This window comes from Synechococcus sp. PCC 7502 (assembly GCF_000317085.1).
In the GTDB taxonomy this organism is placed as follows: domain Bacteria; phylum Cyanobacteriota; class Cyanobacteriia; order Pseudanabaenales; family Pseudanabaenaceae; genus PCC-7502.
The window spans coordinates 2460662-2486412 of sequence record NC_019702.1 but is presented as its reverse complement, the minus strand read 5'-3'; the positions used below and the strand labels follow the sequence as shown (position 1 = coordinate 2486412).

Annotated in this window: 29 protein-coding genes and 2 pseudogenes; 17 read left to right on the top strand and 14 right to left on the bottom strand. The window is 38.4% G+C overall.

Annotated features, from left to right (window positions below; all coding sequences use genetic code 11):
- Positions 1-43 precede the first annotated feature (43 nt).
- The 3 genes from bcp (at position 44) to SYN7502_RS12320 (ending at position 2062) form a co-directional block, all read left to right on the top strand.
- A complete protein-coding gene (gene bcp, locus SYN7502_RS12330) occupies positions 44-508 on the top strand; it encodes a thioredoxin-dependent thiol peroxidase (protein ID WP_015169136.1) in 465 nt (154 codons plus the stop codon).
- A gap of 77 nt (positions 509-585) precedes the next feature.
- Positions 586-1500: an alpha/beta hydrolase gene (locus tag SYN7502_RS12325; RefSeq protein WP_015169135.1), complete on the top strand. Its 915-nt coding sequence runs from the start codon at positions 586-588 to the stop codon at positions 1498-1500.
- 307 nt (positions 1501-1807) lie between these two features.
- The gene (locus tag SYN7502_RS12320; protein ID WP_015169134.1) at positions 1808-2062 is read left to right on the top strand and encodes a SemiSWEET transporter; all 255 of its coding nucleotides are present in this window, start codon (positions 1808-1810) and stop codon (positions 2060-2062) included.
- Between the two features lie 152 nt (positions 2063-2214).
- On the opposite strand, the gene modA is transcribed toward SYN7502_RS12320, so the two are convergent.
- On the bottom strand, positions 2215-2991 hold the full coding sequence (gene modA, locus SYN7502_RS12315) for a molybdate ABC transporter substrate-binding protein (RefSeq protein ID WP_015169133.1): 777 nt from the start codon (positions 2989-2991) through the stop codon (positions 2215-2217).
- Between the two features lie 255 nt (positions 2992-3246).
- Here modA and SYN7502_RS12310 point away from each other — a divergent pair.
- Positions 3247-4191: pseudogene (locus SYN7502_RS12310) on the top strand (DNA-methyltransferase).
- 12 nt (positions 4192-4203) lie between these two features.
- Here SYN7502_RS12310 and SYN7502_RS12305 read toward each other — a convergent pair.
- The 4 genes from SYN7502_RS12305 to SYN7502_RS12290 all read right to left on the bottom strand — a co-directional run bounded on the left by SYN7502_RS12305 (position 4204) and on the right by SYN7502_RS12290 (position 8012).
- On the bottom strand, positions 4204-5430 hold the full coding sequence (locus SYN7502_RS12305; protein ID WP_015169132.1) for an ABC transporter permease: 1227 nt from the start codon (positions 5428-5430) through the stop codon (positions 4204-4206).
- A gap of 33 nt (positions 5431-5463) precedes the next feature.
- Positions 5464-6279: a cyanophycinase gene (locus SYN7502_RS12300; protein WP_371257833.1), complete on the bottom strand. Its 816-nt coding sequence runs from the start codon at positions 6277-6279 to the stop codon at positions 5464-5466.
- A gap of 322 nt (positions 6280-6601) precedes the next feature.
- Positions 6602-6823 (bottom strand): DUF4327 family protein, encoded by a 222-nt coding sequence (locus tag SYN7502_RS12295; RefSeq protein WP_015169130.1) that lies wholly within the window; start codon positions 6821-6823, stop codon positions 6602-6604.
- 181 nt (positions 6824-7004) lie between these two features.
- The gene (locus tag SYN7502_RS12290) at positions 7005-8012 is read right to left on the bottom strand and encodes an IS701 family transposase (RefSeq protein ID WP_015169129.1); all 1008 of its coding nucleotides are present in this window, start codon (positions 8010-8012) and stop codon (positions 7005-7007) included.
- A 61-nt stretch (positions 8013-8073) separates the two neighbouring features.
- Here SYN7502_RS12290 and SYN7502_RS21550 point away from each other — a divergent pair, with 61 nt between their 5' ends.
- Positions 8074-8157, top strand: coding sequence for an IS1/IS1595 family N-terminal zinc-binding domain-containing protein (locus SYN7502_RS21550; RefSeq protein ID WP_465245764.1), 84 nt, complete (start codon positions 8074-8076; stop codon positions 8155-8157).
- A gap of 119 nt (positions 8158-8276) precedes the next feature.
- On the opposite strand, the gene SYN7502_RS12285 is transcribed toward SYN7502_RS21550, so the two are convergent.
- From SYN7502_RS12285 to SYN7502_RS12275, 3 genes are read right to left on the bottom strand one after another with little or no spacing between them, the layout of a single operon-like run.
- The gene (locus tag SYN7502_RS12285; protein WP_371257767.1) at positions 8277-8747 is read right to left on the bottom strand and encodes a transposase; all 471 of its coding nucleotides are present in this window, start codon (positions 8745-8747) and stop codon (positions 8277-8279) included.
- A complete protein-coding gene (locus SYN7502_RS12280) occupies positions 8701-9012 on the bottom strand; it encodes a transposase (protein ID WP_015168135.1) in 312 nt (103 codons plus the stop codon). The genes SYN7502_RS12285 and SYN7502_RS12280 overlap by 47 nt, the downstream gene beginning before the upstream one ends.
- A gap of 23 nt (positions 9013-9035) precedes the next feature.
- Positions 9036-9491, bottom strand: a complete 456-nt coding sequence (locus tag SYN7502_RS12275; RefSeq protein WP_015169128.1) for an AAA family ATPase — start codon at positions 9489-9491, stop codon at positions 9036-9038.
- A gap of 604 nt (positions 9492-10095) precedes the next feature.
- Here SYN7502_RS12275 and SYN7502_RS12270 point away from each other — a divergent pair.
- From SYN7502_RS12270 to SYN7502_RS12250, 5 genes are all read left to right on the top strand, one after another.
- The gene (locus SYN7502_RS12270; RefSeq protein ID WP_015169127.1) at positions 10096-10659 is read left to right on the top strand and encodes a hypothetical protein; all 564 of its coding nucleotides are present in this window, start codon (positions 10096-10098) and stop codon (positions 10657-10659) included.
- Positions 10660-10661: 2 nt separating this feature from the next.
- Entirely contained in the window at positions 10662-11999 is a 1338-nt protein-coding gene (sbcD, locus tag SYN7502_RS12265; protein WP_015169126.1) for an exonuclease subunit SbcD, read from the top strand.
- A gap of 52 nt (positions 12000-12051) precedes the next feature.
- Positions 12052-12696: a riboflavin synthase gene (locus tag SYN7502_RS12260; protein ID WP_015169125.1), complete on the top strand. Its 645-nt coding sequence runs from the start codon at positions 12052-12054 to the stop codon at positions 12694-12696.
- A 164-nt stretch (positions 12697-12860) separates the two neighbouring features.
- Entirely contained in the window at positions 12861-13823 is a 963-nt protein-coding gene (locus tag SYN7502_RS12255) for a glycosyltransferase (protein ID WP_015169124.1), read from the top strand.
- 112 nt (positions 13824-13935) lie between these two features.
- Positions 13936-14763, top strand: a complete 828-nt coding sequence (locus SYN7502_RS12250) for a glycosyltransferase family 2 protein (protein ID WP_015169123.1) — start codon at positions 13936-13938, stop codon at positions 14761-14763.
- A 182-nt stretch (positions 14764-14945) separates the two neighbouring features.
- Here the strand turns inward: SYN7502_RS12250 and SYN7502_RS12245 are convergent, their stop codons facing one another.
- Both SYN7502_RS12245 and SYN7502_RS12240 read right to left on the bottom strand, forming a co-directional pair.
- Positions 14946-15416 (bottom strand): transposase, encoded by a 471-nt coding sequence (locus SYN7502_RS12245; RefSeq protein WP_371257766.1) that lies wholly within the window; start codon positions 15414-15416, stop codon positions 14946-14948.
- Positions 15370-15681, bottom strand: coding sequence for a transposase (locus SYN7502_RS12240; protein WP_015168135.1), 312 nt, complete (start codon positions 15679-15681; stop codon positions 15370-15372). Before SYN7502_RS12240 ends, SYN7502_RS12245 begins: the two co-directional genes overlap by 47 nt.
- A gap of 209 nt (positions 15682-15890) precedes the next feature.
- On the opposite strand from SYN7502_RS12240, the gene SYN7502_RS12235 reads away from it, so the two are divergent.
- The 6 genes from SYN7502_RS12235 (at position 15891) to SYN7502_RS12210 (ending at position 22426) form a co-directional block, all read left to right on the top strand.
- Entirely contained in the window at positions 15891-16748 is an 858-nt protein-coding gene (locus SYN7502_RS12235) for a polysaccharide pyruvyl transferase family protein (protein ID WP_015169121.1), read from the top strand.
- Positions 16741-17685, top strand: coding sequence for a glycosyltransferase family 2 protein (locus tag SYN7502_RS12230; protein ID WP_015169120.1), 945 nt, complete (start codon positions 16741-16743; stop codon positions 17683-17685). The genes SYN7502_RS12235 and SYN7502_RS12230 overlap by 8 nt, the downstream gene beginning before the upstream one ends.
- Positions 17686-17934: 249 nt before the next feature.
- Positions 17935-18798 (top strand): glycosyltransferase family 2 protein, encoded by an 864-nt coding sequence (locus SYN7502_RS12225; protein ID WP_015169119.1) that lies wholly within the window; start codon positions 17935-17937, stop codon positions 18796-18798.
- Positions 18795-20039, top strand: coding sequence for a glycosyltransferase family 4 protein (locus SYN7502_RS12220; protein ID WP_015169118.1), 1245 nt, complete (start codon positions 18795-18797; stop codon positions 20037-20039). The genes SYN7502_RS12225 and SYN7502_RS12220 overlap by 4 nt, the downstream gene beginning before the upstream one ends.
- Before the next feature lie 310 nt (positions 20040-20349).
- The gene (locus SYN7502_RS12215) at positions 20350-21162 is read left to right on the top strand and encodes a glycosyltransferase family 4 protein (RefSeq protein ID WP_246828913.1); all 813 of its coding nucleotides are present in this window, start codon (positions 20350-20352) and stop codon (positions 21160-21162) included.
- A gap of 79 nt (positions 21163-21241) precedes the next feature.
- Positions 21242-22426 (top strand): glycosyltransferase family 4 protein, encoded by a 1185-nt coding sequence (locus tag SYN7502_RS12210; RefSeq protein WP_015169116.1) that lies wholly within the window; start codon positions 21242-21244, stop codon positions 22424-22426.
- Positions 22427-22435: 9 nt separating this feature from the next.
- Here the strand turns inward: SYN7502_RS12210 and SYN7502_RS12205 are convergent, their stop codons facing one another.
- On the bottom strand, positions 22436-23107 hold the full coding sequence (locus SYN7502_RS12205) for an undecaprenyl-phosphate galactose phosphotransferase family protein (RefSeq protein WP_015169115.1): 672 nt from the start codon (positions 23105-23107) through the stop codon (positions 22436-22438).
- A 40-nt stretch (positions 23108-23147) separates the two neighbouring features.
- Here SYN7502_RS12205 and holA point away from each other — a divergent pair, with 40 nt between their 5' ends.
- Entirely contained in the window at positions 23148-24143 is a 996-nt protein-coding gene (gene holA / locus SYN7502_RS12200) for a DNA polymerase III subunit delta (RefSeq protein ID WP_015169114.1), read from the top strand.
- Positions 24144-24181: 38 nt separating this feature from the next.
- Here the strand turns inward: holA and SYN7502_RS12195 are convergent, their stop codons facing one another.
- The 3 genes and pseudogenes from SYN7502_RS12195 to SYN7502_RS20230 all read right to left on the bottom strand — a co-directional run bounded on the left by SYN7502_RS12195 (position 24182) and on the right by SYN7502_RS20230 (position 25747).
- Positions 24182-24544: a PFE-CTERM domain-containing protein gene (locus tag SYN7502_RS12195; RefSeq protein WP_144050215.1), complete on the bottom strand. Its 363-nt coding sequence runs from the start codon at positions 24542-24544 to the stop codon at positions 24182-24184.
- 179 nt (positions 24545-24723) lie between these two features.
- A pseudogene (locus SYN7502_RS19415) lies at positions 24724-25542 on the bottom strand (IS1 family transposase).
- A 34-nt stretch (positions 25543-25576) separates the two neighbouring features.
- Positions 25577-25747: a hypothetical protein gene (locus tag SYN7502_RS20230; RefSeq protein ID WP_015169112.1), complete on the bottom strand. Its 171-nt coding sequence runs from the start codon at positions 25745-25747 to the stop codon at positions 25577-25579.
- Between the last annotated feature and the right edge of the window lie 4 nt (positions 25748-25751).

Here is a 25751-nt window from a genome sequence, read left to right as displayed (position 1 = left end):
CCTTAAACTTATAATCGGTAAACTTAAATTTTATTAACTCCCTATGACTCTGCAAATTAATGACATTGCCCCAGATTTTAGTCTGCCTGATCAGGATAATAATCTAGTTCACCTCGCCGACCTCAAGGGTAAAACCGTAGTTCTGTACTTTTATCCCCGTGATAACACTCCCGGATGTACTAAAGAAGCCTGTGGATTCCGCGATCGCTATGCCGCATTTCAAACTGAGAATATTGTAATTTTAGGGATTAGTGGTGATGATGCTAAAGCCCACGGCAAGTTTATTAAAAAGTTTGATTTACCGTTTCCCTTACTGAGCGATATCGATCATCAGGTGGCGATCGCCTATGAAAGCTATGGCATGAAAAAATTTATGGGCAAAGAATATATGGGGATTCTCCGTAATACCTTTGTAATTAATCCTGAAGGTAAAATTCAAAAAATTTATCTTAGTGTTAAGCCTGAACCCCATCCTGAACAGGTACTTAAGGACTTATTGTCATCATAGGTATTTATCCAGACTTTTTTATAACACTATCTAAAATATGATCTAAATACATAGAAAGGCTGTTAGTTAAAAAATGAATGATTAAGAAGCCAATTTTTACCAAACTCGCTTTAGGAATTTCCTCGACATTAGCTACTGTATATTTGGGAATTTCGGCATTTGCTGCCCATACCCTATCAATTCCAAAACGGGCTTTCAATCCTGCGGCGGTGTCGGCTTTCTCCCGTCCTCCAATCGATGTGGAATTTACAACTAGTGATGGAGTCAAGATTTCTGGTTGGTTTGAGCGATCGCCCATTTCTAATAATGCCAATAATTCCAAAGCCTTAATTTTAGTGCATGGTATGAATAGCAGTCGGACTAAGGAGTTTGGTGGTAAGTTTCCTGAATTTGCGGCGGCAATGGTTAAGCGGGGGTTTAATGTTTTATTGATCGATTTGCGGGGGCATGGTAAAAGTGCAGATGCCAGATTTACCTTTGGGTTGGCAGAAAAAAATGATGTCTTAGGTGCTGTAAATTGGCTAAAAAATCAAGGATTTAAGTCTAAACAAATTGGCATCTTAGGTGTGTCCATGGGTGGAGCTAGCGCTATCGCTGCTGTTGTTGATGAATCAGAGATCGGGGCTTTAGTGGTTGATTGTACCTTTGCAGAAGTCTATCCCCTGATCCAACGGGAATGGCAGTCGGCTTCAGGACTTCCCGATCTATTTCTACCTTCGACTATGATCTTTGCCCACTTATTTACGGGCTATGACCTCACTAGCTCTAAGCCTGTGGAACAGATCAAGCGGATTTCTGCTCGTCCAGTTTTAATTATTCATAGTGCGATCGAAACTTATATTCCAGTTAGTAATGCCTACGCGCTCAAAGCTGCCGACCCTAATGCCGAATTTTGGCAAACTACGGCTAAACTCCACGCTCGTAACTACAATGCTGACCCACAGGCTTATGTGAACCAAGTTACGAATTTTTTTAATCGCAGCCTCAAGTAATACCAAATAGAGGTGGCATTATTATGAAGAAGTAGAGGAGCAAATAGGGGAATCGTTGACCACAGGCAGTATGTGCCGATTCTTGCAAAGGGAGAAAATACACAATTATTGGGGCAATGTCTATGGATGGTATTGTCTGTACTAAGATGCTCGAAGGTTCGATGAACGGGGTTAAACGGGCTGTACCAACTTATGTGGTGTAGCGATCGCCAAAATACAGGCTAGAGATACAATTAAACTCAAAATAATTATTTTCCTACAAATACAAGTTTGACATACCTAGTCTGATATCTTAATCTCCACAAATATGAATGCCGAAAATATTATCGGGTTTCTTGCTGCCATTTTGACCACTTCAGCATTCCTACCACAGGTTCTAAAGATTTGGCACTCACACTCAACTAAAGACCTTTCTTTGCCAATGTTAGTAACATTTGTACTTGGTATTAGTCTTTGGCTGATTTATGGACTATTACTAAATGCTAGTCCTATTATAATTGCCAACTTCATTACGCTAATTTTGAACTTGATCATCTTGGGATTTAAACTTAGATACGGATAAAAATTATTAAATAGCTTCATGGATTTAATTTGACTTTGGGTTCAAATGCAAGAACAGATACCTTAATGGAAATCCATAGTGGCGAAATGTCTAACAGAAAGCTCATCAGGGATAAATTAGGGTTTTCAGATTTATGCTCTAGGGTTTAGACTCTATGATTTAACAGATATAACTCCGAATCCATATTTTTCAAATACAGAACTTGCTGCTTTAGTTTGTAAAAACTCCACATAACCCTTGGCTGCCCTAGGATTTTTACTAGATTTAATAATGCCAACAGGGTAAATAATTGGTGAGTATAATTTTTGATCGGCGATCGCTGAGATCAATACCTTATCAGAACTTTTAGCATCAGTAATATAGATAATCCCAGCGTCAACTTCTCCCGATTCCACCGCCGTAAGCACAAACCTTACATTATTTCCAAGGACAAATTTTGATTGTAATTGCTCAAAAATCCCCAAATTCTCTAAAGCTTCTTTGGCATACTGACCTGCAGGTACACTTCTAGTCTCACCTATGGCAATTCTTTTAATATTTGCATTTAGTAATTGCAAGAAATTAGTTAACTTTATAGGACTACTTTTAGGAGTAATTAACACTAATTGGTTTGTGAGTAAATTTGCCTTAAATGACAATAAACCTTTTGATTCTAGGGTATCCATTTGCTTAACCCCTGCAGAAATAAACACATCTATAGGTGCGCCTTGCTCAATTTGTTGCTGTAATGCGCCTGAACTACCAAAGTTATAGGTTATTTTTGTGGAATCTATGCTGCGGATTTCCTGCAAAACGGGCTGTAAACTTGCTGCTGCCGAAACTAAAAGCTTTCCAGAAGTCTGTGCCCAAGTAACTGAACTAATTAAGCTTAAAACTATGCCGAAAGAAATTCCTAAGATTAAAGCTAAGAATTTAGGTAAATTTTTCACGATTAAATTTTTTCAAGATTATTAGGTTAACTTTAACTGCTTCTGTATCCAAGCATAAAAGTTAAGATCATACATATAAGTTAAGTTATTAGCTACATCAGGACTTATTTTTATTGGTAAATCTGCCCTTGTTTCAAGCGTTACGTTCAAGCATGCAATACAACACACAACTATAACAAACCGCTATAATCATCATCCAAAAGGTTAAAATCCATCAGCCCACTGTTCCGAATAGTACAAAGCAATGCAAGCTCAATGAAGCAACGTGCCAGCATGAATCGTACGCTTACCTTGGATGAAAAAGATAGAGGCAGGCTAGGTGATCAAATCCTTAGAGATTTACCTTCAGAGCCTTTTACAGTTCCACCTATGGGAATAATTCAAGGTAATTGTTTACAAGTAGCTGCATTTTTGCCTCAAAATTTTGTTGATCTGCTCATACTTGATCCGCCCTATAACCTTAGTAAAAAGTTCAATGGCTATAAATTCTCAAAACGTTCCGTTGATGAATATACATCTTGGCTAGATCAAGTCATCTGCAAACTTAAGCCCTTACTAAAGGCAACTGCTTCTATCTATATTTGTGGGGATTGGCTGTCTTCAGCATCAATATTTACCGTTGCTGCATCACATTTTATTGTCCAAAATCGCATTACCTGGGAACGGGAAAAAGGGTGAGGAGCGAAATCTAATTGGAAAAATTCTAGTGAAGATATTTGGTTTTGTACGATGTCAGAGAATTACACCTTTAATGTAGAAGATGTAAAGCTACGGCGAAAAGTTCTTGCTCCCTATCGCAATGGAGACGGAACCCCCAAAGATTGGACAACCACAAAAGTAGGAAACTTTAGAGATACCCATCCTTCTAATATCTGGACTGATATTACGATTCCGTTTTGGTCAATGCCAGAAAATACCGATCACCCCACCCAAAAAAGCGAAAAACTGATCGCTAAACTTTTATTAGCCAGCACTAATTCTGGTGATTTTGTTTTAGACCCTTTCCTCGGTAGTGGTACAACTTTAGTAGTTGCGAAAAAATTGGGGAGAAAGTGTTTAGGAATTGAATTAGATGAAGAATATAGCTTACTTGCGGCTAAAAGATTAGAAATTGCTGTAACTGAACCTGAAGTTCAAGGTTTCTCTGACGGTGTATTTTGGGAGCGCAATACAACTTTTAGTCAACGGAAAGGTAAGTAAAATCTCCCAACTTTAAGTGCTGCGTAATGCCACAATGGGGTCTAGCTTTGCTGCTTGGCGGGCGGGAAATACCCCAAAAAACAAACCGATCGCTCCCGACACACTAACTGCAATTACAATAGCTACTCCAGAAACTCCCGCCTTTAACGGAGTCACCGCCCCCACCAATAACACCCCAGAAATTCCCAGTCCCGTACCAATAAAACCACCTGCAAGGGATAAAATTACAGCCTCAATCATAAACTGGGTTAAAATGCTTGACTGAGAAGCACCGATCGCCTTGCGTAATCCAATCTCTGAGGTTCTTTCGGTAACAGATACCAGCATAATATTCATAATGCCAATGCCACCGACTAAGAGAGAAATTCCTGCCGTCGCTGCTAATAAAATCGTCAATGCTCCTGAAATTTTATCCACAATCTCTAGGGCATCTTTTTGGGTACGAATCGTAAAGGTATCCTCGGCGTTTATATCCGTGGTTTGATGGCGCAAACGTAACAGGTTGGAAATCTGAAATTGGGCAGTAGAAACACTATCACTATTTTTAGCAGCAACATTAATAAAGCTAATCCCAATGCCATAGGGTGAGGTTTTACCCACTAAGCGGCTAGTCATGGTCGTAATAGGAATGAAAACACTGTCATCCTGATTTGTGCCTAGAAATGCGCCTTTTTCCGCCATAATGCCAATTACTTCAAAGCTGATACCCTTAATTCTGATCTGTTGTCCGATTGGGTCAGTCTGCCCAAATAAATTTCTAGCGATCGCCGCCCCCAAGGTAATAACCCGCCCATTTCGCTTTAGATCATCACTGGTTAAAAATCTACCTCTACTCACATCAGCACTACGGACAGAACTATACTCAGGTGTCGTACCAATTAAGGTTGCCCGTTGAGTTTGATTTTTATAGGTTGCCAACTCGGAGCCGTTAACTTGGGGAGCAACATCCTTTATAGAAGGCACTTGGGTGGCGATCGCCTCAGCATCAGCTAAAACCAAACGATTAGGAGGGGTGATGGTATTCCGTCGGGCATTATCCGTACCGGGCAGAATAAAAATAATATCCGTACCTAGGGATTGAAATTGATCGGCAGCATATTTTTGCGCTCCCTGCCCCACCCCAACCATCGCAATTACCGAGGCGTTACCAATGATAATTCCCAGCATCGTTAACCCACTGCGTAACTTATTAGCTACGAGGGTTTTACCCGCCATCTTTAAACTTTCTAAAATGTCCATACATAGATTGTATAGATTATTTAGAGCATCGGGCTAGATCGTGGGACTAAGAGGCGATCGCTTAGCCAAATTATACTTACTACCTGCACTGAGAATATGTACCCGCAAATTATGAATGGTTAGCGGTGCCGTATCACTGACCCAAAGTTGATTACTATAGGAAACTTCGGCGGGGTCAACAATTGTCACCGTACCTCGACCCATAACTCGCATAATATTGTCCTGCTCAAAAATTGCCACCGTATCTTCATCAATACCAACACCTAAACGATCTGGATGGGCAGCGATCGCCGTCATTAACCTTGCCATACGATTACGATTATGGAAATGCTGGTCAACAATAATGCTAGGAATAATCCCTAAGCCAATACTCATGCTTACCATTTCTTTATTAGGTGAGTCACCACTGCCACCACCAGCAATCATGTGATAGCCCATAACCGCTGCCCCAGCACTAGTCCCCGCCAACACTAGCTTACCTTTTTGAGTTCTTTCCCGAATGGCGATCGCCAAAGGAGTTTCTGCAATTAAGGCACAGAGCCGAAGCTGGTCGCCACCAGTCATAAAAATACCCGTAATACCATCAAGTTGTGCCTCAACTTCTTGGGGAGTTTGCTCTAATCGTTCTCGAATATCGAAGACTTCGACAAATTCAGCCCTAAGTTCTGTAAAGATTTGATGATAAATCCGCCCAATAATATCGGGTTCACGGGAGGCTGAGGGAATAATTGCGATCCTAGCTGAAGCACCGCCAGAATTCTCGACAAATGCCCGCAAAATCTTACGGTCTTGAACTTTATCCTCACCACCGCCAATAATCATGACTGCGGATTTGATTGGTTGAGACATGCTTACTGCCATTTCTACATCTAAATTCAGCATATTAGCAGATTGGCTGGCAAACTGTTTCAGTCTCTCGATCAGACTCAAGCTAGATTTTTGTGATTTTGCTCCCACAGCCGCACAGTTCCTCCAAAAAATTTAGATAAATACGCTTAAACAAGTATTAAATAATAAACAGACAAATAAGCTCAGACAAAGAATAAATAGCAATCTGCTTTAGTTTCGTCCCCAGTTAGACCCAAGTTTATTAAAGGCTAGTTTGTAAAGGGACATGACTAATCATCTTCTTATGGATTGCTAATTCAAAACAAGATAAATAAAAAATTAATTAGTCGTTAGACCAATCTTCTTTACTCATCAAATCAGAAATGCGATCGCGCAGGAGAAATTGATTTAGTTCTAATTCATGCTCTACCATGCACCATTCCCGATCTGGGAAATACTTACATAGACAGTGAATAGGTTGTTGTCGGGTAATAGAACCACTTTCGACAAGATGCCTAGCTTCCTCACAAATAGCACCTATTGACATATATAGAGATTCGACCATAACGTCAGCCTCGCAGGCGAATGAGTATTTTGTAGTTAAATATACACAATGTATTATAACTCAAACTTTTCGGCTGAATCTTAAGTTTGGTGGTAGCGAAAACAATATTAATCATTAATTAATAATTTAATAACTTCACCTTAAACTTTGATCAAAAAATTGGCTAATACAAATTTAGGACTTACGCAAGAGTTATAGGAATAGAAGGATTTATGAGTTGAGATTTTAAGTAATCAGATAAAAGTCCAAACTTGATTTGGTAGATAGTCTTACCTGCTTGAAAAGCCAAACGCTTGAGGTGATTCCACACCAGCATGGCACAAGCAATATGATTACGTTGAATTCTGGACTTACGGCATTGGCAAGCCTCAACACCAGTCAATTGTTTGAATTCATGATGAAATTCCTCAATATTCCACCTTATGGAGCAAATAGCTAGTACTTCAGGGGTGTAGTCTTGAGTTAAGTCGTTGGTCACGACAAATTCTGTCCTGCTTGGAGAAACAGTGACCCAGAATAGGTTCCCCTTCTTATCTTTGGGGAATTTATTGATTTTGACCAATTTTCCCTGCAACAGTTCCTGTTCAGACCAATCCAATTGGTCAATCCGTTTATATTTTTCCACTCCACCAGAATCATCGACCAGACGGTTCGATTTTAGTGGACAGTAATAAATTTTACCGATATTATCAATTTCTGCCATCAACCGTTGTGTGGCATACCAACTATCCATCAGCACCGTCTGAAATGGTAATTGTTTGATATTGATCAACCCTTTAAGCATATCGGACACATGATCTAATTTACTCTTGCCATCACCATTTGGGTCATAAACCCGATAGTCTACTACCCAAAATTCTTGCCGTTTGACATTTACATACACACAGTTGACCACCCCTATACCTTGCACAATTCCATGTTCGTTGCCACTGTATTGTCTTTTGGCATGGCGTTTATCTAATACTGTGTCGTCAAACAGCACGTACATATACTCGGCTTCATCTGACACAATTGTTGATTTCACATTCTGCCATAGCAATCTCAGTGTTAATCTCTGGGATGCCAAATATCGGTTGATCTTGTCATGGCTATGTCCTTCTATATGTTCTGCTAAATTCGTGATTGTGTAGTTTATCTGACTACTTAGCAAATACTGACAATAATCTAGGGTAGTAAACTTTTTTGACATTGCTCTCCCTCAAATCATTCTTCCTTTTTAACTCATTTCCTCTTTTGCGTAAGTCCTATAAGTGATAAAAAATGGTAGAACCAGACATGGGAAACAAAATTATAAATGCCGAGATTGCAGTTGCCAGTTTGTAAAAAATCCTTAATGGCATCCTATAGAGCCTGTTTCATATCTCATGAGTAGCAATTGTTTTTAGCATCAAGCGAATAAAGCAAAGATTGAGTTTAGCTGTAGCATTAACGAGAGTTCTCTCAAAGTTCTTAACTAAGATTTTGCATCTTTCAACCCAATTACCCACCTTGTCGGCACAACTACAAACCCAGACAGACCTTTTTCTGCCTTCTGTTGCTTTGATACCTTAGGAGAAATTTCAAACCTAATCTTAGTCATAATCTCAGGATAAACCTTCTGTAAATCAGTCGTCAATTTTTCGATATGATAACCACTATCCAGCAATATCGTAGTTAGCGTAATGTCATCTGGCTTCGATTTGAAGTAATCAATGTTAAACGTTAACATCTCAATCAGTCCTTGGTCATCTGATACATTTGCTCTTGTTAAATAGGTAAAGAAAGGAAATCCCAGTATGTCAACGGCTAAATGTCTTTTGATCCCGTTAGTTGCTTTGTAGGAGCAGAAGCCCTTGGATTCTATACTTGCATTACAGGTATTTTTCACTGCTTGTGAGTCAATGATGATTAAAGTTGTCCATTTTGATTTTTTTTGACTGTTCACGGGCTGTTGAATGCAAGGCTTCCATAATCGCAGTAAATGTACCTGTATCTTTCCACTCCTTGTAGTATCGATACACTGTAGAGAATGGTGGTAAGTCTCGGGGCATATCTCGCCAATTACAACCGTTTTTAAGTTGGTAGAGTATGCCGTCTAAAATTTGTCTTTTTGTCCAAGTTGGCGGTCTAGTTTGCTTTTTCTTTGGGAGCAATGGTTCTATAATTTCCCATTCTTTATCTGTTAGGCTACTTGAGTATGGATTTAGCATTTTCTAAGCATCATAAATCTTGCTCATAATAGATATGAAACAGGCTCTATAGGATTTTCTATATGAACGCAAGTAAGTGATTCTGATTTGATAAGTGGAGTTGGATTTTCAGGAGTGGTAATGATCTCAATTCGATATGTGAAATTTAACAGTTCACCTTCACTCCAATTAGCGGATAGATCGGGATCAGGATTAGGAGCAACTATTTCAACTTCGATCGCAAAGCTTTGAGAGCCATAAAACATAATTTCTCGCAATCCACCTCGAATCCCCCGCCATTGCAAGACTCCATCCGCATATTTTTCACCAATGATCTCAGCAATTTGATAACCCCGTGAGATCCCATGCAAAAACCGAAAGGCATCCCGAATATTACTTTTCCCAGAGGCATTTGTCCCCACCAAAACCGAAATTTCACTAAGGTTTAATTCAGCATCTTGAAAACTTTTAAAGTTTTGGATTCGGATACGTTTAATCATGTCCCTATGTTAGCTTTTTTGACCCTTGCAAGAGTTAATTTACCTGAGTTGAGCAATTACGATTAGTGAACTTGTGGAGATCGAAGTGCGATCGCTTAAACTTTGCCCTCAATCATTTGATCAAGATTGCCATTTAGAGATCAACAGAGCGATTACTTAACATCTGAGCTTGATGATTTGAACTATAGGCTTGACCTTCCGAACTAATACCTCAACTTAAGTTTAATTATCCCTGCTGCTTTCTGCAGTGACTTAGGTATGACCCTTCCCTTGATTGTAAAATAGGCTGTAAATGATCATCTTCTTAATTGACATCGTCCACTTGTTAGAGATATTTCAGATCGCCAAATAAACTAAATTGATCATCTGCTTCATCGGTAGAAAAATTTGGTGAGATTTAAGCACCTTAGGTAAACTGCTATTCATGGATTCAATGCCATTGATGGTGTAGATTACCTTACGAATCTCAGGTGGATAATATGTTGCTAACGCGATCGCTAAGACTTGCTAATGGAGGGATAATGCTTATTCCACTTTTCGTTAAAAAGCTCTAAATTAAAATTAGAAACTTCAGGCTTTTAACCTATCTAACGGGTTCCCTCACATGCACACAAACCCCTCTGATCCTTTAATATTCCGCATTTCCCCATTGGTAAGGATTACTTTAATCAGTTTATATATCTCCCTGACTATCCCTTTACCATTTTTAGCTCAGGTTACATCTACCCCTGTTTCCCCAATTTTCTTAATTGTAGGAGCGGTTATTGGCTTAATTGCCTTATATGCAGTGCTGAGCGAACAGGTAATTTTAGATGATCAGGGTATTAAAGTCATTTATCCTAGTTGGGTGATAGGATGGTGGCAAGGATGGAGCATCACATGGTCAGAGGTAAAGGCATTAAAACCTCGTACAACTGGACAGGGTGGCTTAGTTTATTACTTCTTGAGCAATGATGATAAAGGCTATTTATTACCAATGCGGGTGGCTGGGTTTAGTCGTTTAGTCGCTGCAGTACAGGCAAAAACTGGGATTGACACCACTGATGTTAGACCCTTGGCGCAACCTTGGATGTATTTGATCCTCTTAGTATTTACATTTTTTCTGTTGTTGGTAGATGGTTGGACAATTTTTACAGCTATTAGCATGGATACTATTAACTTGGGATAGCCATGATCAAAGTTCTACATTTATCAGATATTCACCTCGGCAGCACTACCCACGGGCGGATTAATCCCCAAACTGGCTTAAATACGAGGCTTGAAGATTTCACTAAAGCACTAACTACCTGTATAGATCGGGCAATTTTGGAGCCAGCCGATCTGGTACTATTTGGGGGCGATGCCTTTCCTGATGCTACGCCTGCGCCACTAGTCCAACAATTATTTGCCACCCAATTTCGTCGCCTTGCCGATGCCCAAATTCCGACGGTGTTATTAGTGGGCAATCATGATCAACATTCCCAAGGACAAGGTGGGGCGAGTTTAGCAATTTATCGTAGTTTGGCAGTACCCGGTTTTGTGGTGGGCGATCGCCTTGAAACCCATCGAATTAGTACTAAAGTTGGCAATATTCAAGTAGTTACTTTGCCTTGGCTCACCCGTTCCGCTTTACTAACCCGCAACGATACCGATGGTTTATCAATGACAGAGGTGGGTAATTTATTAATAGATCGCTTGAAAGTAGTATTAGAAGGTGAAATTCGGCAACTAGACCCTAATATTCCCACAATTCTTTTGGCACATGTGATGGTAGATCGAGCCACCTATGGAGCAGAGAGGTTTTTAGCAGCAGGTAAAGGTTTTACCATTCCTTTGAATTTACTTTGTCGAGAGGAATTTGATTACGTGGCACTGGGGCATGTGCATAAGCATCAGGTTTTATTTGAAAATCCCTTGGTAGTTTATCCAGGTAGTATTGAAAGGGTAGATTTTGGCGAAGAAAAGGAAGAAAAAGGCTATTGCTGGATTGAAGTTAAGAAAGGTAATACTAAATTTGAGTTTTGTCCATTACAGACTAGACCTTTTCGCACAGTCAAAGTTGATGTAACTTCTACAGATCATCCCCAAGCTCTAATTTTAGCTAAATTAGCAGAAGTTGATCTAAGCGAAGCGATCGCCCGTTTAATTTATATTGTCAAGCCTGAACAAATTGCCCAAATTGATCACCAAGTTTTACATCAATCACTGGCAAAGGCACATAACTACACAATTATTCCTGAAGTTGTCAGCCTAGTTAATCGAGCCCGTCTTCCAGAATTAAATAAAGGTGAAATCCTTGACCCAATTTCTGCCCTTAAAGCTTATCTGTCTAGTCGTAATGATTTAAAAAATTATGAAGCTGATCTAATTTCCGCAACTCACTCTCTCCTAGAGGGAAATACTGAAAGTTTTATCAATAGCATGAAGATCGATCCTAAAAATGACAACCAAGAAGGGGATAAACTAGAAATTAATTCCAAGTCAGGACAAGAAGATCAGTCCCAAAGACAACTGACCATACAGCTGTAATTAAATCCAATTAAATCCCAAAGTAATTTCCTTAAGAAATGTCCACAAAATTATGTTTACAGGACTAATCCAAACCATAGGCAAAATTGAACGCTATAGCAATGGACAACTCACAATTAGCTGTCCCGAAATTCGATCAAATCTGGCGATCGGAGATAGTGTGGCAGTAAATGGTGTTTGCTTAACCGTGGCTGAGATTTTAGCTAGGGGTTTTATTGCCGATGTCTCCCCTGAAACCCTAAGCCGTTCAAATTTGGGGGCAGGAAATCTACCACCTGTTAATTTGGAAATGGCTTTGGCTGTCGGAGATCGCCTTGGTGGACATTTTGTGACTGGACATATTGATGGGGTGGGAGCATTATGTGAAAGTAAAATGACGGGCGGCGCTTGGGAAATTAGCTTTTCTGCACCCGAAGAATTAGGTCGCTATATTATTTCTAAGGGCAGTATCGCCATTAATGGTATTAGTTTAACTGTGGCTCAGTGTAATGGTTTGGGTACATGGTTTAGTACTGCCGTAATTCCCCATACCTATGATTCCACTAATTTAAAATACCTGCAAATCGGTAGTAGCGTTAATTTAGAAGCAGATATGCTAGGAAAATATGTGGAAAAATTCATGAAAAGCGATCGCCAAAATCAGAGACAACAATCAGCAATTACCTCAGACTTTTTAGCGGAACATGGCTGGAACTAGTTATTAACATCTACTAAACCTTATCCTTTTTATCTTTTATCTTTGAAATCTTGACTGCGCTTTAGTTGCCTATATATTAAAATAATTTTTTATAATTATTACTCTTACGCCAATAAAATCGATCCCTTGAAATAACTTTCCGTTTTTAATCTCATAAATTGCCTATGAACCCCAAAGTCAGCATTCTGATTCCTTGCTACAACGCCGATCGCTGGATTGCCCAAGCTATAGAAAGTGCGTTAAATCAGACTTACTTAAACAAAGAAGTAATTGTTGTCGATGATGGGTCAACTGATCACAGCCTAGAAATCATTAAAAGCTTTGGTGACAAAATTCGTTGGGAAACAGGGGCAAATAAGGGCGGAAATGTTACTCGTAATCGTCTATTGGAACTCAGTACAGGAGAATGGTTGCAATATTTAGATGCCGATGATTACCTACTTCCAGATAAAGTCGCACAACAAATTAATTTTCTGAAAACAGTTCCAAGCGTAGATATAATTTTTAGTCCTAGTCTTCTTGAGTACTGGGAATCAGAAATTGTAAAGCAAGAAATTCTACCTATCCCAGAACCTCATGATCCTTGGATATTACTTGCTAGATGGTATCTTCCTCAAACGGGCAGTCCACTATGGCGTAAGCAAGCTATTACTGATGTCGGTGGCTGGAAGGTTAATCAGCCCTGCTGCCAAGAACATGAACTTTATTTGCGGTTGCTCATTGCCGGAAAGAAGTTTGAGTACTTTAGCGAAGCTGACTCAGTTTATAGGCAATGGAGTGAGTCAACAGTCTGTAAGAGAGATAAGTCTGAAACCCATCGTCAACTTTTAGCCATTCAAGATAAAATCGAGCAACATCTCAAAGATATCAATCAACTAACTCAATCTCGACAAAATGCCATAAACCAAACTAGATTTGAAAATGCCAGAATAATTTGGTTGTCAAATGCAACTTGGGCTAGTCAAGTAATTGCCACTATCCATAACACAGATAAAAAATTTATGCCATCAGAACAATCAGCCCCAAAATTGTATCGTTTGGCATACCAAATCCTTGGTTTTTCTCTAGCTGAAGAAATTGCTCTTTGGAAAAGAAAAGTTCACACCAATAGATTTAGTACCTCATAGTATAATGCCTTAAACTTCTCGCTAGGCGATTAGAAGCATAACTACCTGTAGTTTCTACCTAGTCGCAAGATACGAGGTAAATAAAAAATCACCGTTTTTATAAGAAGAATTTATGTCAAATAATGATTTTAAAATTCACTCAATTTGCCTAGTCAAAAATGAAGTTGATATTATTGATTATTGCTTAGAACAGGCTTGTCAGTGGTCTGATTATATCTACGTTTATGATAATGGAAGTACTGATGGGACGTGGGAAAAAGTTCTTTCAATTCAGAACGAACAAATTATTCCTTGGAAACAAGATGATAAGGCTTTTCAAGAATCCCTAAGAGGAGAGGTATTTAACGCTTTTAGACATAGATCCAAAGCAGGTGATTGGTGGTGTCGGCTTGATGCAGACGAATTCTATATTGAGTCTCCGCACACATTTCTTGCTAAAGTCAATCCTCTTAACCATGTGATTTGGGGTATTGCAGTAGAGTATTATCTCACAATAAAAGATATAGATTTACTAGATTTTAATCAACCAATACCTAGCCTTTTATTATCACTCAGATTTTATAAAATTGAAAACTCTGAGATAAGGTTTTTCAAGTATCGTGATGGATTAATTTGGGATAGTGATCAGTGGCAATGGCCAAAACATTTAGGGGTAGTTAATAAAGAACGTATTTTTTATAAGCACTATAAATATAGAACTCCTGAACAAATTCAAAAAAGATTGGATACTCGCCGTCTTGCTAGAGAGAGGGGCTTTCCTGGTTGGGATCATGCTCTAGAAAAAGATTGGAGAAAAAAAATTGCCAATTCTGAACAGCTAAATTATGACAACCAAGATGGAAACTTTATTATAGACACAGCCAAATTACCTAATCATTTGGAATCTTTGCCCAAAAGAATGCTGAAAACATTAGCGCATAGTGTTGGTCTTTGGCCTTAGTGATCATTTGGAAAATACAGCGTGTAAAATCCAAATATGTAGATGATTTTACTATCTAATTCTGGTAGTGCTATAGAGCCTGTTTCATATCTCATGAGTAGCAATTGTTTTTAGCATCAAACGAATAAAGCAAAGATTGAGTTTAGCCGTAGCATTAAAAAGAGTTCTCTCAAAGTTCTTAACTAAGATTTTGCATCTTTCAACCCAAGTACCCACCTTGTCGGCACAACTACAAACCCAGACAGACCTTTTTCTGCCTTCTGTTGCTTTGATACCTTAGGAGAAATTTCAAACCTAATCTTAGTCATAATCTCAGGATAAACCTTCTGTAAATCAGTCGTCAATTTTTCGATATGATAACCACTATCCAGCAATATCGTAGTTAGGGTAATGTCATCTGGCTTCGATTTGAAGTAATCAATGTTAAACGTTAACATCTCAATCAGTCCTTGGTCATCTGATACATTTGCTCTTGTTAAATAGGTAAAGAAAGGAAATCCCAGAGTGTCAACGGCTAAATGTCTTTTGATCCCGTTAGTTGCTTTGTAGGAGCAGAAGCCCTTGGATTCTATACTTGCATTACAAGTATTTTTCACTGCTTGTGAGTCAATGATGATTAAAGTTGTCCATTTTGATTTTTTTTGACTGTTCACGGGCTGTTGAATGCAAAGCTTCCATAATCGCAGTAAATGTACCTGTATCTTTCCACTCCTTGTAGTATCGATACACTGTAGAGAATGGTGGTAAGTCTCGGGGCATATCTCGCCAATTACAGCCGTTTTTGAGTTGGTAGAGTATGCCGTCTAAAATTTGTCTTTTTGTCCAAGTTGGCGGTCTAGTTTGCTTTTTCTTTGGGAGCAATGGTTCTATAATTTCCCATTCTTTATCTGTTAGGCTACTTGAGTATGGATTTAGCATTTTCTAAGCATCATACATCTTGCTCATAATAGATATGAAACAGGCTCTATACAAAAGTGTGGGCAAATCTGTAACACTTGCTGAAGCTTTTACAGGCAATAATTTCTACACCGTAAAGGATAAAGCCCAAAATCCTTGGTAAATGGACATACTAGACATATTTGACGCACTACCCTATGCTGACTACTGTTGTAACTAAATAAATAATAATGAAATTATACTATTCAAATAAAAATAGAGCTTACGTTCCCTTTGGAAACTTTGGAGACGATCTCAATAGTTGGCTTTGGCCAAAACTTTTACCTGGAGTTTTTAGTGAAGATGATTCTGACACCGCATTTGTAGGATTTGGAACACTGCTGAATGAAAATTTACCAAAATTCAAACGCACTGTTATTTTTGGTACTGGTCATGGTTTTGGCAGACCTCCCCAAATAGATGATACATGGAAAATATATTGTGTCAGGGGTCCTCTTACTGCTGCTGCGCTCAACATTCCAGCAGAATTAGGAATAGCTGATACTGCTATTTTAGTAAACAAAGTTTATCGTCCTACTGATACAAGTAAAAAGTACAAATTGGCTTTTATTCCTTTTGCGTTTGAGATGGAAGATAGCCCAGAAATATTTTTAGAAGTTTGTCGAGAACTAAACTATATTTGTATTGATCCACGTTGGGAAGTGGAAAAAGTTCTTCAAGAAATTAGTAAATCTGAACTTGTAATTAGCGCCGCAATGCATGGTGCAATAGTAGCTGACGCACTGCGAGTACCTTGGATTTCCCTAAAATCTAATGCAGGCATACCTGATTTTAAATGGACAGATTTTTGCCAATCATTAGGTATCGAATACCAAATTAATCGGTTTTATAGATTTAATAGGTTTACCAAGGTAAATCCGATTTTCAAATATATTGAAGTTAAAAGAATGGTGTCTTATCTTCAAAAACTTATGCGTCAGTCTCAATTTAGGTTAAGTAAAGATTTTGTGATCAATCATAAGTTAGACCAGTTGGAGGAAAAAATAAATTTGTTTAAACAAGACTTTAATTCAGGTATGTTTGATTAACCTGTTAAAAAAATATTATATGGTATTATTCTCTGTTGTTATTCCTGTCTTTAATAGAGACAGCTTAATTCAAAAAACAATTGACTCGATCTTGAATCAATCTAATGATAATTACGAAATTATTATTGTTGATGATGGTTCTACAGATAATACTATTGATATTTTAATAAAATATGGTAGTCGAATAAAAGTATTCACCCAGCAAAATCAAGGTCCAGGGAAAGCTAGAAATCTTGGTATTAAAAATTCTCAAGGAGAGTATATTGCTTTTCTTGACAGTGATGATATATGGTTTCCGTGGACTTTAAAAGTGTACGAAAAAGTTATTAGAGAAACAAATAAGCCTGCTTTTTTAGCAGGCAATTCTATCTTTTTTAATAACGAAAAGGAGATAGATTACGATCAAGTTTCACAACTAAATTTCACTGCTTACAAAGATTTCTATGCATCAAATAAAAATGCTAATCCCTTTCTCACTAGTTCCGTTACTATTCGGCGCGATATTTTAGAAGAAGTAGGTGGCTTTACAGATCAATGGATTAACTCTGAAGACAATGATTTGTGGTTAAGATTAGGAATAGCAAAGGGATTTGTTTACATTAATTCTCCTGCTGTATTAGCATATCGCCAACATCCTCAGAGTGCGATCGCACTCACCGAAAAAACTTATGATGGAACTTGTTACCTTGTAAAACAGGAAAAACAAGACCAATACCCTGGCGGAAAAATAAGAGAGAAAGAAAGACTACAAATATTGACAAGACATATTAGACCTGTTAGCTTAAGGTGTCTGCAGGAAGGTGAAATTAAAAATGCTTGGCAATTATACACAGCAACATTCCGATGGCATCTTAGTTTAAGTCGATTTCGTTATCTGATTGTTTTTTTATGTTTAACCTTATTATCATTAATTAAACTATATAACAGGACTAAATGATATATCAAAGAATATTTACGTTAAGTTTTTTAATACAGATTAAAAGAATGAAATCTTTTCAAATAGAGTAGTTTTTTAAAGTTATTCGTTATTTAACTTTTATAAAATTATGAATCTTTAAACCACTAATGTTATGCTTAGTTAAAAAGATTCAAAGAAGAGTGATCGCAGTTGGGAACACAGCTAAAGTAATTAAGTATCGAGAATAAATATAAAATTACTTCAATTTATAATTTGTGGTAAATATTAATGCTAAATACTCTTGAAGTCTCAGTTTTAATTCCAACTTATAAGCGAGTTAACCAACTACAAAAGTGTATTAATGAAATACTTACCTGTTCTCCTTTACCGTCTGAAATAATCATCCATATTGACGCAGGTGATTGCGAAACGGAAGATTTTTTAATATCACAAAACTATCCACTTGTTCGCTGGATTAGTAGTAATACAACCCAAGGACCAGGGGGAGGTAGAAATAAGTTAATGAAAGAGGCAAGGTATCCTATAGTTGCCAATTTTGATGATGATTCTTTCCCTTTGGATAAAGATTATTTTGCCGTAATTATAGAGTTATTTACACTGTATCCTCAAGCGTCTGTAATTGCTGCTCAGGAACTTCGCCCGGACTTACCTCTAAAACCGCGCGAAAACTCTATTAAAGCAGTTAATTCCTTTCAAAATTGTGCCTGTGTAATGAGAAAGAATGCTTTTCTTCAGACTCAGGGCTACTTACCTCTTAGGCATGCCTATGGGATGGAAGAAACTGATATTGCACTTCAACTTTTAGATTTTGGGTGGCAGATATTAGAATCTCATAATATTCGTGTATTTCATGACACGCAGCTTTCCCATCACAGTAGTCCCGCAATTAATGCTGCGCATATCTCTAATACAGCCCTTCTAGCTTATTTGCGCTATCCCACCAGCTATTTCCCATTAGGGATACTCCAAGTTTTGAATAGAGTAAGATATGCAGCAAGTGTAGGTAGGTGGAATGGTATTAGTCAGGGACTATGGCAAATTCCCAAACTGTTGCGACAATATCACAAACAACGTCAGCCAGTAAGTACTCGTGCGTTAGCATTAAGTAGAAAATTAGCAGTAAAAACATGATTAGAGGTTCTAAAACTTGGATTTGCTGTCAAATTGGAGCAAGGGAACATTACTCAATCCCCAGAGCATTGCAACAAGACGGAAAATTAGCATGTTTAATCACAGATGCTTGGGTTACTCCTAGCTCACCTCTTAACATCTTGGCTCCATCGGGACTTAAGGAGCGTTTTCATAAAGACCTAGCACAGGTACCAGTTTATGCTTTTAACAACTCACTTATTAGCTTTGAGATCGCCCAAAAACTCCGAAAGTGTATTGGGTGGGAGCAAACTATTGCCCGTAATCATTGGTTTCAAAAAGAAGCTATTAAAAAACTTACTCAACTGGCAAAACAATTTACCACCCCTCCAATTTTATTTTCCTATAGCTACGCTGCTTTAGAGCTATTTAAGTTTGCGAGACAACAGGGATGGACTACAGTTCTAGGGCAAATCGATCCAGGAATTGAAGAAGAAAGAATTGTGACCCAAGAGTATGAAAGCCATCCTCAATATCGTGGTAATTGGCAACCCGCCCCTGCAAAGTATTGGCAAGATTGGCAAGAAGAATGTAGTTTAGCTAATGTCATTATTGTTAATTCACATTGGTCACGTCAACTTTTAGAAAAAGCAGGCATAGAGTCTCAGAAAATTCAGATCGTGCCATTAATATATACGCCACCAGAAGAAGTTAACAATTTTAGTCGCACTTACCCTGAAAGTTTTACTCAAGAACGACCGTTAAGGGTTTTATTTTTAGGACAAGTAATTTTACGTAAAGGCATTGCGTCGGTATTAAGTTCGATCAAGTTACTTACAGGTTTACCTATAGAGTTTTGGATCATCGGGTCTCAGCAAATTGAAATTCCTCCATACTTTAAAACTCATCTCCAAATTCGTTGGGTAGGACATATTAATAGAAGTGAAACAGCCCAATACTATCAATTAGCAGATATATTTTTGTTTCCAACACTTTCGGACGGCTTTGGGTTAACCCAACTAGAGGCACAAGCATGGAAACTGCCTATTGTTGCTTCTCGTTATTGTGGAGATGTAGTTTTAGATGGGGTTAACGGTTGGCTTTTGAATGAAGTTAGTGCTGAAGCGATCGCCGATCAACTAAAATCAATTTTGCAATCTCCTCAATGTTTAAATGAATTTTCAAATAAATTAGTGCCAAGGACTCTAGTTCAAGATGTGCCAAATTACAAACCATCTGACCTGTCATCACTTTTAGAATCGATGGTAAATTCATACAATTGAACAAGATTATTTTAGAGTGCTTTAAATGGGTATCAAAAATCAGCCAAAAATTAAGGTTACTTTTTACGCTATAGTGCCATCCCCGTATCAAAGAGATATATTCTTCGCTTTATCACAACATCCCGAAGTAGATTTAAAAGTATTCTACCTAGAACCCGCTTGTTCAGACTCTCCTTGGCCCGAAAAACCACTACAAAGTTACGAGAACATCCTTCCTGGTTTTCATTTGGCTTGGGGGCTATCACGATTTCATTTCAACTGGCATTTGCCAAATATAGCTAAATCAGATGTTATTGTCCTCAATGGCTATATGAGTTTAACATCTCAACTACTACTACGATTCCAAGCTAAACGCATACCCTGTATATTTTGGGGCGAACAGATGATTGGTTCTGCCTCTGGGATAAAAGGAAGCCTGCAAAAGACTTTGGCTAGTGCCTTAAATAATTGTCAAGCGATCGCTGCCATTGGTTCTCACGCCGTCCAAGATTATCAACAACGATTTCCCAATAAACCTATCTTTAATATTCCCTACTATTGTGACTTAGAAGCTTTTAGTCAAGAAATTCCCCAACGACCTCGTACCCCACCCACCATTTTATTCTGTGGACAAATGATTGCCCGTAAAGGACTTGATCTATTACTCCAAGCCTTTGAGCAGCTTATATCAATGGGTTTAACATCTCGACTATTATTAGTAGGGCGTGAAGCAGACTTACCTCAAATGCTCACCAAGGTTTCAGAAAAAAACCAGCATTATATTGAATATGCAGGCTTTCAAGCTCCAGAAGATTTGCCCCATTTTTTTCGTCAAGCCGATATATTTGTTCTTCCCAGTCGTCACGATGGTTGGGGGGTAGTGATAAATCAAGCAATTGGTGCGGGTCTACCTGTAATTTGCTCTGATGCTGTAGGCGCAGCCAATGACTTAATCGAGCAAGGCATAAATGGATATACTTTTCCTAATGGGGATGTTGCCACCTTGACCACAATTTTAGCCAATTATCTGCAAAACCCCGAGGGTATTAGGATAGCTAGTGATGAATCTCTGAGAAAATCTATTATTTGGTCAACTAAAGCAGGTAGTCAAAATTGGGTAAATGTGTTACATCAAATAATCTAATCATGAATTACCATACCTCCTAATCTGGTTTTATTTTTGCCTAAATTCTAGTGCGTCAAATTTTCTCATTACAAATTACATGAAAATTCTATTTGTTAGTAGTAGCTCTGGATCAAGGGGAGGTGGTGAACTATATTTAATATACTTAGGGCAGGAACTAGCCAATCGGGGACATACAGTGGGGCTATGGTGTTCACAAGATACTGAAATGGATGAGTTAGCAATCTCTTTTAGTAAATTTGGAAAAGTCTTGCGATCGCCTTACACTAATACCTACAAGCGTAAATTTCGATCTTTTACCCATATATTCCCCAAAATAAATCAAGAAATCATCTCTCAATGGCAGTTATTTAAGCCTGATATTCTTCATATTAATAAGCAGAATTTGGAAGATGGATTAGATTTATTAGCATGGAGTAATTATTTATCTATTCCTTCTGTAACTACAGTTCATATAACTCAGACTCAGGCAAGTTTAGGGGCTGTTTTAGGAAATTGGCGAGATGTAATAGCTAAACAAGCATTGATAAAATATAGAGGTACACTATTAGCGATTTCGGAAAATCGGAGTAAGGAATTAGCATTTTTCCTTTCCCCCACCACTAAAAATCCAAGAAAAAATTTAAGAAAAATATTAGCTATTAATAACGGAGTTAATGTTCCTACGGAAAAAGAGCGATTAACTCAACGTCAAGCAGCTCGTTTACAACTTAAATTAAATCCCCATAAGTTATTAATAGTAGCGGTGGCAAGAATGGAATCACAAAAACAGCCCCTCCTATTTCTAAAGTGGGCAGCCCATCTCAAGCTTAATCTGCCATCTGCTCAATTTTTATGGGTGGGTGATGGACGTTTAACCCCTGAATGGGATCAATGGGTTATAGAAAATAATGCTCAAAATTACATTCAGCGTTTAGGTTGGCAAAATGACGTAACCCCATATCTAGCTGCTGCAGACGGATTTTTTCATCCCGCCGCCTTTGAAGGACTACCATTTGCCCTATTGGAAGCAATGGCTTGGTGTTTACCCTGTGTGATTACCTCAACTTTGGCAGAAGAACTTAAGTTTCCCCAAGGAGTTTATTTTGTTACTTCTGAAAAAAATAACTTTGAGGAATTAGATAACTTTATCGATACTCAAAAACGGAATATAGTGGCGATCGCAGGTTATAAACTTATCAATCAGCTATTTTCCTTGGAAAAAATGGTGGATAATTACGTTGCATTGTATCAAGACTTATTATCTAATCCCTTCCCAGTCTAAAACTACACTTTAATATGCTCCGTTGCCCTTAGGAAAGATAACTATAGCAACAGTTTTTAACACAATCCATAGGTCTAAGCCGAAGTTATGATGGCGAGCGTAGTAAAGGTCTAGTTGTACTCGGCGTGGATAGGGTAAGTCGTTACGCCCTGATACCTGCCATAGTCCAGTAATTCCGGGTCGAACTGAAAGTACTTGATCTATGGCATTACCGTATCTGGATAGCTCTTCCACTACCAAAGGACGGGGTCCAACCACACTCATTTCCCCAGTGAGTACATGCCAAAACTGTGGTAATTCATCTAGGCTGGTAAGTCTTAACCATTTACCAATGGGGGTAATGCGAGGATCGTTCTTCAGCTTGAAACTACTTTCAAATTCAGCTTTTTGGTGAGGACACTGCTCTAGTAAATCCTGCAATATCTGATCGGCACCAATCATCATAGTTCTGAACTTGATGCAGGAAAATATACGCCCATCTTTCCCCACTCGTTGTTGCCTGTAAAATATTGAACCTGAAGAAGTAAAATAGATCAGGGCAGCGATCGCCAGATAGAGGGGAAATAATAAAACTAAAACACTGAGCGAAAACCCAATATCAAATGCCCGTTTCCAAGGAATTGCCGTTATTCTTGACTTGCTTCTAGGTAAAAACCTACCAGTTTGACCTCTAGTTACCATTATTACTATCCACACACCAAATTATGCCTTTAATCATACAATGACAATGTATTTTTTTTGGGGAGATGATGAGTATAAAATTACCCAAACTGTCAAGAAACTGAAATTAGAATTAATAGACCCGTTATGGGCAGATTTTAACGAGCTTAAAGTCAATGCGGGTAGTGATTTAGATATGATTGCGGCTTTTAATCACGCCTGTACTGCTCCCTTTGGTAATGGCGATCGCCTGACTTGGTTAGCAGATACAACTATTGCCCAGAAATGCTCGGATAGTCTTTTGGCTGAATTAGAAAGAACTCTTAATTATTTGCCCGAACAATCCCATTTAGTTTTTACTAGCTCAACTAAACCCGACGGTAGGATTAAATCCACTAAGCTATTACAGAAATATGCCAAGGTTCAAGAGTTTTCGCTTATTCCCGGTTGGAACACCGAGGCGATCGCTCAATTAGTTAAAGATATAGCAACTTCCGAAGGAGTTAACCTGACTAAGGATGGCATAGATTTTTTAGTCGAAGCAGTCGGGGCGGACTCACGGCGTTTAGTCATGGAGTTACAAAAACTAAAGTTACTAAATGATTCGAGTAAACCAGATGCGAGCAAACCATTAAATGCAAAGGCGATCGCCCAATTAGTTAATCAAACTGCCCATAATAGTTTTCAATTAGCAACTGCTATTCGCTTGGGACAAGTTAGTCAATCCCTGACATTACTAACAGAGTTACTAAATAACAATGAAGCAGGGTTAAGAATTGCTGCCACCTTAACTACCCAATTTCGGACTTGGTTATGGGTAAAAGTTTTGCAAGATGCAGGGGAAAGGGATGATAAGGCGATCGCTACTGCGGCGGAAATTAGTAACCCTAAACGAGTTTATTACTTTAAACAAGAAGTGCAGCACTTAAAAAGTCAGAATTTAATCAAGGCACTTTCAGTTTTACTGCAACTAGAACAAGGGTTAAAAAGAGGTGCTAATGAAACCGCAGTCCTGCAAACGGCAGTAATTGAATTATGTACCTTGACAAAGACTTAATTACCTAATTTATTTCAAGCATCTGAAATTAGACTGTTTTATGACTTGTTTTTTTGACGCAGTTTCTTGACGCCCCATAAGCCACCCAATGCCACTAGCCCCAAGGCGGGATTGAACTCAAAAGGTACGGCTGCGGCTGTAGCCCCAACATAAAAGTTATCAAGGGTGGGCCACCTAGAATTAGCAACAGGGTTTGCAGTAAGACTTAAGGATGTGATGGGCTTATCGCTAATAAAGCCTCTAAAAGGGGCAGGAGCAACTAAAGAAGTTGTAGGAACAATGACAGATGTACCATCATTGAGATTTACCGTTACATTCCCTAGGGCTTGAAACCCACTAACGTTAGAGGTAAAGATGTCTCCACCTACGGCAGTGATGTTACCACTAGTAAAACTGACCAAAATAGTGTCTGTATCATTATTAAGGCTTATAGCGGGGCTACCAAAGGCAAATGAGTTAAAAAACTGGTTACTGCCTGGACCAGTGACAGAGATATTGTAGGAAAATCCATTATTACTGAAGAATATAGGCCCATTAAAAGCACTAGTTGTTTGTTGAGTATCAAAATTTTGGTAGTGCGTCAAAGTAAAGTAGAGTAGGTGCAAATATTATCCCAAGTCCACTTTCTATTGGTTAAATTAGCTCTCTGGGCAGCAGTTGTCTTTTTTCGAGAGTGAATCCATATCCAATTAAAAAATGTGACTAATAATCTGACTGCTATTTCAGTCCACTCCCATAACTTGCTGAATTTATGCTGTCGTCGATGAAATCTACCTGTCTGTTGCCTTAAAATACCATTCGTCCTCTCTATTCTTTGAGTGCGATCTTTGCCGATATAGTGTTCTACATATTCTGCCAACACTCTCTCATATCCTCCCCACCCATCAGTATTCCAATGCTGGCAATCGGTCTTTCCTAACTATCTCCTCAATTAATTCATCCGTATGTTTTCCTACTCTTGCCGCTAAAATCAATCCACTATCATTACCTATGCTTACCCCAATCCAACAGTCTCCTGACTCAAGTTCTGTTGGTAAGCAGTTTTTCTGTTTTTTCCTACGAATGACCACATTTCATCACTACTGATTTCTTCTGTCTCTACTGCTTTAACTTCTTGGTTATGAACCATTTGGGCTTTCTGTGAGGCTTGTCTAATTATGCTAACCACTGTGTTATATGCTAATCCACTCAATCTTGCTATACCTCGTAAGCTTACTCCTTCACTTTGGCTTTGCAGGACTAAATGAATCTTTTCTGCATCTATATGCCGATGATAGTAAATCGTATCCAAGGTCTCCACAAATGTCTTCTTACATTTAGGACATTCATACCTGACGTTGCCTTTGCTGGTTGTACCATGTCCATAAACTTTATGATGTCCACACAATAGGCATTCCATGTCTTTATCTACTATCTCTTTTCTCTATACTACCTCATCTTGATGCACTACCAAAATTTTCTAGGTAAAAGCCCGGTGCAATATTAGTTAAAAAGGTAGCTTGGTCACTAAAGGTAAGAGTGACGGCATAGCTAGAAAGAGGGAGTACTGCACTAGAAGTGCCTACAGCAAGAATACTTAGAACAACTGATTTAAGGTTTAGCATTAGG